Here is a 14,061-nt window from a genome sequence, read left to right as displayed (position 1 = left end):
CTGGTCATTCTCCCACTAGGACCGGGGCCCGAGGCCACTCAATACTTTCGTCGCCCGCTCCGTGGCCTCCGCCGCCGGGTCCACCGCCAGGTCGGGGGTCAGGCCCTCCCCCTCCACGTCGCGACCCGACGGGGTGGTGTAGTGACCGACGGTCAGTTCCGCCACCGAGCCGTCGTCCTGCCGCCTGGGTACCTGTACGGAGCCCTTGCCGAAGGTGCGGGAGCCGACGACCACGGCGCGTGACCGGTCCTGGAGTGCGCCGGCGAGCAGCTCCGCGGCGCTCATGGTGCCGCCGTCCACCAGGACCACGACGGGGCGCGCGGCATCCCCGCCGTCGCGCCTTGCGTACAGCGCGCGCTGGGTGCCGTTGTCGTCGTACGTGGCGACGAGCCCGCCGTCGAGGAAGGCCGAGGCCGCCGTGACCGCCTCGCGGACGAGGCCGCCGGAGTTGCCGCGCAGGTCCAGGAGTATCCCCGAGCCGCCGGGCACCTTCTCGCGTACCGCGTCCCGGACACGGTCGCCCGAGCCCTTGGTGAAGGAGCTGACCTTGATCCGGGTCACGTCGGCCCGGAGCCGGTCGACGCTCACGGTCTCGGTGTCGAGCCGGGTGCGCCGCAGCGTGACGTGCCGTTCCTCGGTGGTGCCGTCCGCACGGCCGTCGGGGCCGCCCGCGCTCACGCGGGTCAGGTGGAGCCGTACCCGCGTGCCCGGCTCGGCGGCGGCGCCCGAGCGCGAGCCGGGCCCGGAGCCGCGCAGCAGGGCGACGACGTCGGTCACCGGCATCCCGGTGGTACGCGTCCCGTCCACCGAGCGCAGCCGGTCGCCCGGCCGGATTCCGGCGCGTTCGGCGGGGCTGCCGCGCTGGACCCTGTCCACCTCGACGGCGGGTCCCGGGCCGCGGCCCGGTCCGCCGCCGGCCTGGCGTACGGAGACGCCGACGCCTACGTAGGAGCCGTCGAGCGCCCGTTTGAGTCCCGCGTACTCCCGCGCCGAGTACGCGGCGGACCAGCGGTCGCCGCTGCGGCTGACGAGCGCGTCGGCCGAGTCCTTCTCTCCGGCCCCGGTCTGCCGCCCGTGGCGCGGCGCCGGACCGCCCTTGGCGTCATCGGTGCGGTGGGCCGCGCCGCCCGGTGCGTCGCGCGCCGTGCCCCCGTCGGGCGTCCCCGGGGGTGCGGTGCCCCGCTCGGTCAGCTCGCCGCCGAAGGCTCCGGTGGCGGCGCCGGTCGCCAGGACGCCGGCGAAGACCAATGTCAGGGCTGCGCCGCGCCGCCGTCGGCGCGGGCGCGTATCGGTGAACCACGAGCCCGGCATGGTCCGGAGTGTAGGGCAGTGCGCGGTGCCGTACGGGGTGTTGGGCGTACAGCTTCAGCGTCCTGCGTCACACCTTCAGGTACTTGCGCAGCGTGAAGAAGGCGGCGACGGCGGGCATCAGCACGCCGACGGCGACGATGAACGGCAGCACCTTGATCACCGCGTCCCAGCCGATGAAGTTGATCAGAACGATCTTCTCCTGGAGCCAGTTGTTGATCAGGAAGTACTTGCCGCCGACGAGGAGTACACACGCGAACCCGGCGCCGATCAGGCCCGCGATGGCGGCCTCCAGGATGAACGGCATCTGGATGTAGAAGCTGGATGCGCCCACCAGCCGCATGATGCCGGTCTCCCTGCGCCTGCTGAACGCCGACACCCGCACGGTGTTGACGATCAGCAGCAGCGCGACGACCAGCATCAGCGCCATCACGCACAGCGCCGCGATGTTCATTCCGTTCAGCAGGTTGAAGAGGTTCTCCAACAGACTTCGCTGATCCTGTACCTCCTGCACGCCCTGTCTGCCGGAGAACGCGGTCTGGAGCACTTGGTACTTGGTCGGGTCCTTGAGCTTGACCCGATAGGACTCCTGCATCTGGTCCGGCGTCAGCGAGTCGGCCAGCGGGGAGTCCTTGAACTGCTCCTTGTAGTGCTTGTACGCCTGGTCGGAGGACTCGTAGTAGACCTTCTCGACGACGCCGAGCTTGCTCAGGTCGCCCTTGATCTCCTGCTTCTGCTGCTCGGTGACGGCGCCCTTGGCGCAGTTGGGGTCCGAGGAGGCGTCGTTCTTGTTGCACAGGTAGATGGAGACCTGGACCTTGTCGTACCAGAATCCCTTCATGGTGCTCACCTGCTCGCGCGCGAGCAGCGAGCCGCCCGCCAGCGCGAGCGACAGGGCGACCGAGACGATCACCGCGAAGGTCATCGTGAGATTACGACGGAGACCGACGCCGATCTCCGACAGGACGAACTGGGCGCGCATGGCGTCCTTTCTGCTCTGCACAAGGGGGTGGGGCGACCGCCGCGCTCGGGGTGGCCGTGCGGGCCCGCCTGGGGCGGCCCGGCGTGGAAACGGCTCAGTGCTGGTAGCCGTAGACGCCGCGCGACTGGTCGCGCACGAGGCGGCCCAGCTCCAGTTCGACGACGCGCTTGCGCATCTGGTCGACGATCTGCTGGTCGTGGGTGGCCATCACGACCGTGGTCCCGGTGCGGTTGATGCGGTCGAGCAGCTTCATGATGCCCACGGACGTCTGCGGGTCGAGGTTGCCCGTCGGCTCGTCGGCGATCAGCAGCATGGGGCGGTTGGCGAACGCACGGGCGATGGCCACGCGCTGCTGCTCACCACCGGAGAGTTCGCCGGGCATCCGGCTCTCCTTGCCGCCGAGGCCGACGAGGTCGAGGACCTCGGGCACGGTCTTGCGGATCTGGCCCCGGGACTTGCCGATGACCTCCAGCGCGAACGCCACGTTCTCGCCGACGGTCTTGTTGCCCAGCAGCCGGAAGTCCTGGAAGACGGTGCCGAGCTGGCGCCGCATGTGCGGCACCTTCCAGTTGGACAGCCGGGCCAGGTCCTTCCCGAGGACGTGCACCTGACCATGGCTGGTGCGCTCCTCGCGGAGGATCAGCCGCAGAAAGGTGGACTTGCCGGAGCCGGAGGAGCCCACCAGGAAGACGAACTCGCCGCGCTCGATCTCCAGCGAGACGTCGCGGAGCGCTGGACGGTTCTGCTTGGGGTAGGACTTGGAGACGCTGTCGAATCGGATCACGGATACACCACGTCGACCTGGGTAGGGGCAACGGAAGCCGCGGTGCGGCCCCCTGGGGGTGCCTCCCAGCGCGAGCTGGGGGAGCGGTGTGGCGACCCTACGCGAAGCGGCGCGTGCCGCGCAGTCGGGCACCGCCGTTGGTCCGGTGTCGGTGGTTTTATACACAGCTCTTTTGCGTATAAACCAGTCATCCGGCATGCGCGTCCACGCCCCCGGGCGCTCCCCTTCACCGTGCTCCACCTGGCTGTTTCTGCGGGATGGTCTCTCACCTGGCAGAGTGGAGAACAGCACCCATGGGGAACGAATCACTCACGGGTGGCGTTGGCGGGACTGAGGAGGATCTCGCATGACATGCGACCGACTGGTGTGTGCCAACTGCGCGGGGCCCGTGAGCGAGGGCCGCTGCGCGGTATGCCGCGCGCACCGTGAGCGCCTGCACCGGGAGAGCCCGTTCGCCGCCCTCTCACCGACAGCGCTGATCGCGCTGCTGGTCGCCCTGATCACCGTGGCGCTGCTGGCACAGCGGGTGGCCACGGCGTAAAGCCCACCACCGGCCGCAGCCGCAGCAGCGGGAACCAAAAGGCGCCGGGTCCGGCGGTCTCACGACCACCGGACCCGGCGCTTTTGTGACTCTCGCGCTACACGCGCTTACGCAGCCGGAGTACGACGCGAAGCGAGCCGCGGCATCAGGCGGAAGCCGATACCACCGGCGATCATCGTCGCGGCGCCGACCAGCAGGAAGGTCGTCTCGGCCGAACCGGTCTCGGCCAGCTCGTCCTTCGGTGCCTGCGGCTTGCTGTCCTGCACGGGCTGGCTGCCCGCGCTGTCCGGGTTGGTGCCGCCCTCGCAGTTCACATTGGAGTCGTCCAGCTCGCAGGTGTCGTCGCCACCGCCGGAGCCGCCGATGGTTGCCGGCTCCTCGCCGCCACCGCCGTTCCCACCGTTGCCGCCGTTCCCGCCGTTGCCGTTGCCACCGTTGTTCCCGGCGTCGCCGCCGTTCCCACCGTTGCCGTTGCCGCCGTTCCCGTTGCCGCCGTTGCCGACGTCACCGTTCCCGCCGTTGCCATTGCCGCCGTTGCCGACGTCACCGTTCCCGCCGTTCCCGTTGCCGCCGTTGCCGACGTCGCCGTTCCCGCCGTTCCCGTTGCCGCCGTTGTCGGCCGCACCGCCGTCGTCCTCGCCGCCAATGGTGACGGTGCCGCTGACGCCGCCGTCGTCACTGCCGCCGTCGGAGCCGCCGTCACCTCCACTGTCGCCGCCGCCGATGATGCCGCCGAGGAAGCCCCCGCCGTCGTTCCCGGCCTTCGAGGAGACGTCGCTCTTGGTGTCCGTGTCACCCAGCCCCGCGGCTTGCGCGGCGCCGGCGGCGGTGAGCGATGCCCCGGCGGCGAATACCGCCGCGGCGGCTATCCGCGCAACCCTCAGCCGGGTCTTCGATTTGCTCATTTTCCAACTACCCCCAGTAGCTGTACTCGTCGATGGGGCAGCCGTGCACGGGACGCAACCGCACCGGGCTTTCCTTCGAGGCGAACTCGTTGCCACCCCGGGCTGCCGCCGTTTTCCTCACCGGGGCGATCTTCCGCCCCGTACGTGCGCCCCTGGCACAGGTATGCCAAGTGAACAGCTTTCCCCAGCTTTCACACACCCGTCAAGCGAAGACGGTGCGAAATGTCCGGTCAGCACTGTGAGTTCACGCGCAGCGCCCGCCGGGCAGGGCCCCGACGCCGTCAGTCCTGCGTCTGCTCCTGCTGCTTGCGCCACCGGATTCCGGCCTCCAGGAAGCCGTCGATGTCGCCGTCGAGTACGCCCTGGGGGTTGCCGACCTCGTGCTCCGTACGCAGGTCCTTGACCATCTGGTAGGGGTGCAGCACATACGAACGCATCTGGCTGCCCCACGAGTTGCCGCCGTCGCCCTTGAGGGCATCCATCTTGGCCTGCTCCTCCTGCCTGCGGTGGGCCAGCAGCCTGGACTGCATCACGCGCATGGCGGCGGCGCGGTTCTGGATCTGGGACTTCTCGTTCTGACAGGAGACGACGATGCCGGTCGGCAGGTGCGTCATGCGGACCGCCGAGTCGGTGGTGTTCACCGACTGGCCACCGGGACCGGAGGAGCGGAAGACGTCGATCCGCAGCTCGTTCTCCGGAATGTCGATGTGGTCGACCTGCTCGACCACGGGCAGCACCTCGACCCCGGCGAACGAGGTCTGGCGGCGGCCCTGGTTGTCGAACGGCGAAATGCGCACCATCCGGTGCGTGCCCTGCTCGACGGAGAGCGTGCCGTAGGCGTACGGGGCCTTCACGGTGAAGGTCGCGGACTTGATGCCCGCCTCCTCCGCGTAGGAGGTGTCGAAGACCTCCGTGGGGTAGCCGCGGCGCTCGGCCCAGCGCAGGTACATGCGCATGAGCTGCTCGGCGAAGTCGGCGGCGTCCACCCCGCCGGCCTCGGCCCGGACGTTCACGACCGCCTCGCGCGGGTCGTACTCGCCCGAGAGCAGCGTGCGGACCTCCAGCTCGTCCACGACCTTGCGGACCGACGTCAGCTCGCGCTCGGCCTCGGACCGCGTGTCCGCGTCGTCCTCGCTCTCGGCCAGCTCCAGGAGCACCCCGATGTCGTCGATCCGGCCGCGCAGCTCCTCGACCCTGCGCAGCTGGCCCTGAAGGTAGGACAGCTTGCTCGTCACCTTCTGCGCGTGCTCCAGGTCGTCCCACAGGTCCGGAGCCGCTGCCTGCTCCTCCAGCGCGGCGATGTCGGACCGCATCTTGCCCAGGTCAAGGACGGCCTCGATCGACTCCATGGTGGAGGAGAGGGACTTCAGGTCTTCGGATACATCGACGACTGCCACGCCTCCCACCCTAACCGCAAGCCGCCACCCCATCCCTAGCCCACTTGGGCGTCAGGCCACGACGGCCCGGCGGGAGGAGTCTCCTGTTCCGTGGAGCATCCGGCGGACGGCTATTCCGTGGAGTATCCGGCGGACGGCGCGTGCGCCGAGCCCGTGTCGTCATCGGACGTGGCCAGCCAGCCACCGACAGCGAGGACGACGGCCGCCAGCAGCGCCGCGGCCCCCAGCTTGAGCCGCCGGCGGCGCTCGGCGATCCGGTGCCGTGCCGACCCGGCGCGCGCCTCCCCGACGGCCCGAGGCGTGCGCGCCGTGCCGTGCGCTCCGCCCGCCAGCTCGTCCGCGCCGGGCACGCGCATGCTCGTATGGGTGTCCCGGTTCGAGTCGGGGCCCGCGCCGCTGTGCACGAGCGGGACCGCGCCGCCGCCCGGTGTCGGGACGGCGGAGGCGGCCGAGGCATGCGGATCGGACGCCGGCTCGTCCTCGTACAGCTCCTCGCTCTGCTCGTCGATGTCGAGCGGCGGCAGCCCTTCGAGCGCGGGCAGCAGCTCGCGCAGCCGGGATGCCAGTTCGACGGCGCGCAGGCGGGAGGCGGGCGCCTTGGCCAGGCACTGGTGGATGAGCTGCCACAGCTCGTCGGGGATACCGGGCAGCGGCGCGACCGTCTCGGTCACATGGCGGCGCAGCACGGCGCCCGGATGCCCGCCGCCGAAGGGCGTGAAGCCCGCGAGCAGCTCGTAGAGCACCGTGGCCAGCGCGTAGATGTCGACGGAGGCGCGCGGCGGCAGGCCCTCGACGATCTCGGGCGCGAGGTAGTCGGGCGTGCCGATGATGGAGGTCGCGCGGGTCCTGCGCGGGGAGTCGATGAGCTTGGCCACACCGAAGTCGGTGAGCAGCGCGGGCGGCGCCCCGCCGGGCCCCTCGGCCGCGAGCGCGTCCAGCAGGACGTTCTCCGGCTTCACGTCGCGGTGCACGATGCCCGCGGCGTGGGCCGCGGCGAGCCCGTCGGCGATGTCGGCCGCGATGGCGGCCGATGCCTGGGGCGCGAGCCTGCGCTCGTGCTCCAGCCTGGTGCGCAGGTCGGTGCCGCGGACGAGGTCCATCACGAGTGCGAGGTCGTTGCCGTCCACGACGAGGTCGCGTACGCCCACGACGCGCGGGTGGTCGAGGCAGAGCAGGGCGCTGCGCTCCTGCACGAACCGCTCGACCAGATCCTGGTCGGAGGCCAGGTCCTCGCGCAGCAGCTTGACGGCGACGGGCCCCTCGGGCCCTTCGCCGAGCCACACCGTGCCGGCGCTGCCGCGTCCCAGGATCTGGTGTGCGGTGTAGCGACTGCCGATCTTCCGTGCCATGCCGACAAAACTACGCGGCGTGGCACGGGTTGGGAGCCCCGGATGCCGTTAACCGTCGCTTCTGTGGGGGAAATCCCCCACTAGAAGTCGACAAATCACCGAGGCCACCGCTTAGTTGCTGACGTTGTCGATCAAGTCCCCGATCTTGTTGAAGACATCCTTCGTCGCCTCCCAGAAGCTCTGCCCCTCGGCCCACCAGCGGGGCGCGTCCGTGAAGTTCCAAACGAGAACGATGATTACGACGAGGATCACGATGATGAACAGACAGCCCTTCAGGCAGCCCAGGCCCGGGATGCGCATGGGGTTGGCGCTGCGCTGCCTGGGCTCACGCGGCGGCCTGGGCTCACGCGGCGGCCTCGGCTCACGCTGCCTCGGCTCACGCTGCCTCGGCTCACGCTGCTGCTGCCTGGGCTCACGCCGGGGCGGTGCCTGCGGCTCGTAGCGCTGCGCGGGCTGCTGTCCGTACTGCTGCTGGCCGTACTGCTGCTGGCCGTAGGGGGCCTGCTGCGGAGGCGGCGGCGCCTGGGGGGCCGGACGGCGCTGGGGGCGGCGGCGCAGCGGGTCGAGACCGGGGTCCACGGGCTGGACCTGGGTCTGCTCGTTGCGGTCGCGCGCCGCGCGCATCTGGCTCTCCCACGGATGCGGCCCTTCGGGCTGCTGCGGCTCGCCCTGGGGCGGGCCGCCGGGGACCGGGGGCATGACCTGCGTGGGATCCGAACCCTGGCCGCCGGGGGCGCCGGGGCCCTGCTGGCCGGAGGTGTGCGGCATGACGTTGGTCTCGGCCGAGGGGTCGTAGCCGCCCGCGGCGTTCGCCGCCGCCGCTCCCGCCGCCGCACCGGCCACGCCGGCAGCCGCGGCGCCCCTGTTCGGCAGCACCTGGGTCGGGTCGGCTTCGCCGCCTCCGGGGCCGTGGGCGCCGGTCTCGGGGACCGGTGCCGGTGCCAGGTCCGGCGCCAGCAGCGCGGCGACGCCCATCGCGGCGCCGGCGGCCTCCGGCGTGGCATGGGCGCTGATGCCGCCCGCGACCGTACGCAGGGCACGGGCGAGGCTGATGGCGCTGGGCCGCTCCTCGGGCTGCTTGCGCAGACAGTGCTCTATGACCGTCCACAGCGGGTCCGGGAGGCCCGCCGGGCGCTCGGGGTCCTGGGCCAGGTGCTGGTGCAGTACGGCGAGCGCGCTGTCGCCGTTGAACGGCGGACGGCCGCTGACCAGCTCGTACAGCATGATGCCCGCGCCGTAGATGTCGACGGCGGAGGTCTGCGGGCGGCCTTCGGCGGACTCGGGAGCGACGTAGGCGGGAGTGCCGACGAACTCCTGGGTGCGGGTCAGGCCCGGTGAGTCGGCCAGGCGTGCGATGCCGAAGTCGGTGAGCATCGGCCGCATGCCGTTCTCGTCCTCGGTCAGCAGCACGTTGGCCGGCTTCAGGTCGCGGTGGACGACCCCGTCGGCGTGGCTGGCGGCGAGCGCGTCGGCGACCTGGGCGGTGACCAGCGAGGCGGCGATGGGCGAGAACGGGCCGTTGTCCCGCAGGTAGCGGTGCAGGTCCGGACCTTCGATCAGGTCCATGACCAGCGCAAGCAGGTCGCCCTCCACGACCAGGTCCCGGGTTCTGACGATGTTGTGATGCGTCAGCCGGAGGAGGACGGAGCGCTCTCTCAGGAAGCGCATCACCACATCCGGGTCGTTCGCCAGCTCCTCCTTGAGGACCTTGATCGCGACGGTCTCGCCGGGCTGGCCGGCCACCGCCGCCTCGGCCCCCGCCGTCTCACGCTGGCTGGCTCGCCAGACGGTGCCCGTGGCGCCGCGTCCCAGCGGCTCTTCGAGCAGATACTTGCTGCCTACCGGCCGCACGTCATGCGCTCCCTGGTCTCGTACTGCTATCCCGCCCACAATAGTGCCGCCACGGAAGGCGAGGCCCGACCACGCACGCGCTCCGGGCACGCGAGGAGCCGGGGCGGCTCCCCGGGAAGACGCACACCCGGTACTCATGGTTGCGGTGTGCGCTTCCGTGGCGGAAGCCACCGTTCAAAAGCGCTCCATAAGGGGCGCGGAACGGGCGGTATGTGGCGGCCGACAGGTTCTGTTCGGTCTCTCATGCCCGTCTTCGGTCACTCCATGGCCGGCCGGGACGAATTCCTCAGCACCTGACGGACGGTCGGGAAGCGCTCACGGACAGCGCCGGTTGCCCCAGGATCGGGAGAAAATCCCTGACAGGCACCCCGAGCTGGCCCTCTTGCGGAACCGGACGGCTCACCAAGATCATTAGGGTGGCGTCAACGGGACGTGTTGTCAGTCACGGGTGCGAGTATGCATCCAGCATCAACACAGCAGCACCAACGCAGCAGCAGTGGACAAGCGAGTGTGCCGGCGCGGGAGCGCGGCGGGTGGGCGGCCCGCCGCGCACCCGGCGCGGACGGGACCTGGAGGGGCCGATGCAGATCCGGCTGACTGTCGCCGTGGCGCCGCGCGGCGTCCGGGGCACGGGGGACACCGGGGGCGCGGGTGCGGCGAGGACGCCACAGGCACAGCCGTCCGGCTCTGCGAACGTGCTGGTCACAGCCCCGACCGGCACAGTGCTCGCCGCGGTGACGAGCGCGCTGGCGACCTCCGCGGCGGCAGCGCTGTCGGCGTCGTCGGCTGCCTCGTCCGCATCGCACGCGCCGGGGTCCGGGCCGGGATCCAGGCCGGGTCCGGAGGTCTCCCCCGCCGCGCAGGGCGCCGAGGAGAAGTCGCAGGAGCCGGTGGTGGTCTATGCCGGGACGCGGCGGCTGGATCCGCACCGGCAGATCATCGGAGAGCCGCCGCTGCTGGACGGCGCCATGATCTCCCTGCACGCGCCGGTGACCCCCGCAGCGCTGCCCGCACACGGCGCGGCGGTCACCGCCTACGGCTCGGCGAAGGCCCGGCTCCATGTCGTGGCGGGCCCGGACGCCGGGGGCATCCATCTGCTCCAGGGCGGCAAGGTCCATCTGGGCCGCTCGGCGGAGGCGGACGTTCCGCTGGACGACCCTGATGTCTCCCGGCTGCACTGCGCGGTCACGGTCACCGACGGCGGCGCGGTCACGGTCACCGATGTGGGCTCGACCAACGGCACCTCCATCGACGGCGCCCCGGTCGGCGGCCGGCCCGTCCTGTTCCGGCCGGGCTCGACCCTGCGCATCGGTGAGACCGCCATCCGTCTGGAGGCCGCGGGAGCGCCGGGGCACGAGACGGCTGTATCCACGTCGGCCCTGCCCCCACTGGCGCTGCCGACCGCGCCGGACAGCGAGGGGCGGCTGCGCGTGGTGCGCGAGAGCATCGAGCAGGAAGCGGACCAGGGCGGTACGGAAAGCCCCGGAGCGCCGGGAGCCGGGAGTGGCGCGGGCCCTGCCCCGAGCCCTCACGCCGAGCCGCCGCCCCCGGGAGCCGCGGCCGGCCCAGGGACGCGTGTCGGAGGCCCAGGGACGCGTGACAGAGGCCGAGGCGGCCCCGGCGGTCACGCGTACGCACCGGGCGGGCCCTTCCCCAACGCCGAGGGCACCCACGGCGCGGGCTTCCCGCCCCCGTCGGCCGCCGGCCGGGAGGGCGGGTATCCGCCGGCCGGGCAGAGCTCCGAGGGCGACCGGCGCAGGGCGCGCGGGCTGGGCGCGTGGGCGCGGCGTTTCGCGGGCGGGCGCGGCGAGGCGGCCGGGCCCGGCGCCGGGCCCGAGGGCCCGGCCTCAGCGGGCCGCCCGTACGATCCGGCGGCCCCTGCCGCTCCGTACGACCCGGACTCCCCGTACGACCCGGCGGCTGCCCACGGGCCGAACTTCCGGTACGCACCGGATGCTTCACACCCGCCGCATCCGGCGCACTCGCGCGGCGGCGAGGGCGGGGTCGCGCACCCCGCTCCGGAAGGCCCGGAAGGCTTCGCGGCGCGGCGCGCGCCGGGGGGAGCCCTGGAGACGTGGGCCGGTGCGGGTCACGGGGCGCGGCTGGCGCCGCACGAGTGGGACGCGCGCTGGCCCGACCCCGCCGCCGTGCTGCTCAGCGCGCTCGGCCCCGGCCCCCGGCTGTGGGAGCGCACGGCCGCGCATCCGGACGCGCTGACCGTACGGCTCGGCGTCGCCCACCGGAGCGACGGGCACGGCGAGCCGGTCACCGTCGATCTCCGGCAGGCCGGTTCGCTGGGCCTGGCGGGTCCGCGCGCCCGGCTGGCGGGGCTGACGCGGGCGGTGCTGGCGCAGCTCACGGCCCTGCACGGGCCCAGCGCCCTGGAGGTCGTCCTGCTGTCGGCCGACCGTGCGCGCAGCGCGGCAGCGCGCGCCGAGGAGTGGTCCTGGCTCGGCTGGCTGCCCCATCTGCGGCCCTCGCACGGCCAGGACTGCGCGCTGCTGACGGCCTACGACCGCGAGCAGGCCGCCGCGCGCACGGCGGAGCTGACACGGCGGCTGGAGGCCCACGCCTCCGCGCCCGGTGGCGGGCCGCCGAGCAGCGCCGTGCTGGTCGTCGTGGACGGCGACCCGGGCTCCGCCACACTGCGCGAGAGCATGACGCGGCTGGCCAGGGAGGGCGCGGGCGCGGGCATCCATCTGCTGTGCCTCGCCGAGACGCCCGCCGCGAGCCCGGCCTCGCCGGTGGCGGCCACTGTCGAGGCGGCGAGCGCGGCGTGCCCTGCCTTCTCCGAGTGCGGCACGCTCGCGCTGCTGAGCGGCGATGTGGCCACGGCGGTGCGGGTGCTGCACCGCGCCCCCCGCCCGCCCCACGGATACGGGGGCGGGGACGGGGACGGGCACGGACCGCGGGAGACGGCATCCGGCCCCGCCGGGCCCCACGGCTCGTACGACGCGTACGGCACGCACAGGTCGTACGGCACGCACAGCTCGACCGACCCGGACGAGCCGCACGGATCGGAGGCTGCCGCCTTCACCGCGCCGGCCGGTCCTGTCGCGACCGTCGACGCCGTCTCCGGCGCCTGGGCCGAGCGGTTCGCGCGCGCCCTGGCGCCGCTGCGGGAGCCGGAGGGCTCCGGAACACCCGTGGGCAGTGCGCGCCCGGCCGTGACGCTCCCGTCGAGCTGCCGGCTGCTGGACGAGCTGGGCCTGGCCCGGGCGACGCCCGCCGCGCTGCTGGCCCGCTGGTCGGAGGCGGCACCTGGCGGGGGCACCTCGGGGCGGGCCCCGCTGGTCTTCGGCGCCGGTCCGCACGGCCCGCTGGAGGCCGACCTCGCCGATCTCTCCCCGCTGGCCGCACCGGCCGTGCGCACCCCCGCGTCCGGTGAGGGCCAGCGCCTCGGCGCCGGGCTCCCGGGGCACGCGCTGATCAGCGGGGGGCCGGGCACGGGCAAGACGGAGCTGCTGCGCTCCTTGTCGGCCTCGCTCGCCGCCGGTGAGCGGCCGGACAGGCTGGCGCTCGTGCTGGTGGACGGCGCGGGTGCCGGGGCCGGTGACGGGCTGCGTGCCTGTGCCGAGCTGCCCCATGTGACGGGCCATCTGGCGGCCGGTGACCCGGTGCGGATGCGGGAGTTCGCGCAGGCACTGAGCGCCGAGCTGAAGCGCCGCGCCGAGCTGATCGGGGATCAGCGCGGCTACGAGGAGTACGTACGGCTCGCGGCCCGCCCCGGCGGCCGGGTGGTCGCGCAGCGGCAGTCGTCGGAGCGCGCACCGGCCCACGCGCAGGTGGCGGGCGGGCCGGGCGTGGCCGACACACCGGCGGCGGACACGTACGGCGCGGGGACGTCGCCCGCGGAGGGCGAACCGCCGCAAGAGCGCGCCGAGCTGGCCTCCGGGCAACCCGCGCGCCAAGGCGGCGTCCGCACGGAGGAACGGCCCGTGGCCGAGGGCCCAGGCGCGCTGGACACGCTCCCGCCGCAGACCGCGTCCCGCGCGGCGGAGTCCGGGCCCGCACCGGCACAGCCGCAGGAGCGGCGCCGTCACACGCAGGGCCCCGCACCGGCCGAAGGCCCCAGGAGCGGGTCCGGAAGCGGGGCGGGAAGCGGGGCCGGGGGCGCGGGCGCGGGCGACGGCACGGGCGGGGAACAGGCGCCGGAGCCGGACGTCACGCGCCGCACCATGCGGCTGCGCACCCGCGACGGAGAGCGGGCCGGTGCGGGCCCGGGAGCGGCTGCGGCAGGCCGCGCCGCCGATCTGCCCGCGGCGTTCGCGGTGCGGGGCGGGCCCGAAGGGGTGCTGCCCCGGCTGGCCGTGCTGGTCGACGACTTCGACACGCTGGTGGACCCGGCGCTCGGCAACCCGGGCCGCCCCGCCGCCGGTTCGGTCGTCCGCGCGCTGGAGGCGGTGGCCCGGCTCGGCGGACGGCTGGGCGTACACCTGATCGCGGCGACCGGCCGCCCGGAGCGTACGGCCGCCACCGCCGTGGCCCAGGGCGCCGCGCTCCAGGTGGAGCTGGCCGGAGCCGAGGGCGGCACGGACAGCGCCCCGCGCGGCCGTGGCATCCTCACCTTCACCCAGCGCCGGGCCCCCGTCCCGGCCCAGCCACAAGGGCCCGAACACGGCAATACGGCCAACACCGCCAACACCACCAACACGGCCAATACCGCCGCAAGCGGGGCTTCCGGGGAAGGGCCCGGCATCGCCGCGCCGCCCATCGCCTTCCAGGCGGGGCGCGTCACGGGGCGTATTCCCCGTACGGCGACGCTGCGGCCCACGGTCGTGCCGCTGGACTGGGCGCGGACGGGCGATCCCCCGGCCCGCCGCCCGGTGCGGGAGCTGGGCAACGGTCCGACCGATCTCGCACTGCTCGCCAGCGCCATGGAGCGCGCCGCACAACAGGCTTCGCAGCCCTCCTAGTTGGTGCGGGGGAGCACGATTCCCCCGC

At 73.4% G+C, this 14,061-nt stretch carries 9 protein-coding genes; 2 read left to right on the top strand and 7 right to left on the bottom strand.

The window, feature by feature from the left end; translation table 11 throughout:
• Positions 1–15 precede the first annotated feature (15 nt).
• The 3 genes from OHB04_RS25825 to ftsE all read right to left on the bottom strand — a co-directional run bounded on the left by OHB04_RS25825 (position 16) and on the right by ftsE (position 3,074).
• Entirely contained in the window at positions 16–1,311 is a 1,296-nt protein-coding gene (locus tag OHB04_RS25825) for a S41 family peptidase (RefSeq protein ID WP_326690034.1), read from the bottom strand.
• 67 nt (positions 1,312–1,378) lie between these two features.
• Positions 1,379–2,290, bottom strand: a complete 912-nt coding sequence (ftsX, locus tag OHB04_RS25820; protein WP_326690033.1) for a permease-like cell division protein FtsX — start codon at positions 2,288–2,290, stop codon at positions 1,379–1,381.
• Between the two features lie 94 nt (positions 2,291–2,384).
• Positions 2,385–3,074, bottom strand: a complete 690-nt coding sequence (ftsE, locus tag OHB04_RS25815) for a cell division ATP-binding protein FtsE (protein ID WP_326690032.1) — start codon at positions 3,072–3,074, stop codon at positions 2,385–2,387.
• Positions 3,075–3,420: 346 nt separating this feature from the next.
• Here ftsE and OHB04_RS25810 point away from each other — a divergent pair, with 346 nt between their 5' ends.
• Positions 3,421–3,615, top strand: a complete 195-nt coding sequence (locus tag OHB04_RS25810; RefSeq protein WP_326690031.1) for a hypothetical protein — start codon at positions 3,421–3,423, stop codon at positions 3,613–3,615.
• A gap of 107 nt (positions 3,616–3,722) precedes the next feature.
• Here OHB04_RS25810 and OHB04_RS25805 read toward each other — a convergent pair whose 3' ends face one another.
• The 4 genes from OHB04_RS25805 to OHB04_RS25790 all read right to left on the bottom strand — a co-directional run bounded on the left by OHB04_RS25805 (position 3,723) and on the right by OHB04_RS25790 (position 9,117).
• Positions 3,723–4,520: an LPXTG cell wall anchor domain-containing protein gene (locus OHB04_RS25805; protein ID WP_326690030.1), complete on the bottom strand. Its 798-nt coding sequence runs from the start codon at positions 4,518–4,520 to the stop codon at positions 3,723–3,725.
• A gap of 281 nt (positions 4,521–4,801) precedes the next feature.
• Entirely contained in the window at positions 4,802–5,917 is a 1,116-nt protein-coding gene (gene prfB / locus OHB04_RS25800; RefSeq protein WP_326808416.1) for a peptide chain release factor 2, read from the bottom strand.
• 110 nt (positions 5,918–6,027) lie between these two features.
• Positions 6,028–7,266 (bottom strand): serine/threonine-protein kinase, encoded by a 1,239-nt coding sequence (locus OHB04_RS25795; protein WP_326690028.1) that lies wholly within the window; start codon positions 7,264–7,266, stop codon positions 6,028–6,030.
• Positions 7,267–7,377: 111 nt separating this feature from the next.
• Positions 7,378–9,117, bottom strand: a complete 1,740-nt coding sequence (locus OHB04_RS25790) for a serine/threonine-protein kinase (protein ID WP_326808415.1) — start codon at positions 9,115–9,117, stop codon at positions 7,378–7,380.
• A gap of 581 nt (positions 9,118–9,698) precedes the next feature.
• Between OHB04_RS25790 and OHB04_RS25785 the strand changes: the two genes are divergently transcribed.
• Positions 9,699–14,033, top strand: coding sequence for an FHA domain-containing protein (locus OHB04_RS25785; protein WP_326808414.1), 4,335 nt, complete (start codon positions 9,699–9,701; stop codon positions 14,031–14,033).
• Positions 14,034–14,061 lie beyond the last annotated feature (28 nt).

Source organism: Streptomyces sp. NBC_01775 (assembly GCF_035917675.1).
In the GTDB taxonomy this organism is placed as follows: domain Bacteria; phylum Actinomycetota; class Actinomycetes; order Streptomycetales; family Streptomycetaceae; genus Streptomyces.
This window is presented reverse-complemented; position numbering and strand designations above follow the sequence as displayed.

Excerpts from the sequence above, each read along its gene's own strand:
- OHB04_RS25805 (WP_326690030.1), bottom strand. The coding sequence starts at position 4,520 with ATGAGCAAATCGAAGACCCGGCTGAGGGTTGCGCGGATAGCCGCCGCG.
- OHB04_RS25785 (WP_326808414.1), top strand. The coding sequence starts at position 9,699 with ATGCAGATCCGGCTGACTGTCGCCGTGGCGCCGCGCGGCGTCCGGGGC.
- OHB04_RS25810 (WP_326690031.1), top strand. The coding sequence starts at position 3,421 with ATGACATGCGACCGACTGGTGTGTGCCAACTGCGCGGGGCCCGTGAGC.
- ftsX (WP_326690033.1), bottom strand. The coding sequence starts at position 2,290 with ATGCGCGCCCAGTTCGTCCTGTCGGAGATCGGCGTCGGTCTCCGTCGT.
- OHB04_RS25825 (WP_326690034.1), bottom strand. The coding sequence starts at position 1,311 with ATGCCGGGCTCGTGGTTCACCGATACGCGCCCGCGCCGACGGCGGCGC.
- OHB04_RS25795 (WP_326690028.1), bottom strand. The coding sequence starts at position 7,266 with ATGGCACGGAAGATCGGCAGTCGCTACACCGCACACCAGATCCTGGGA.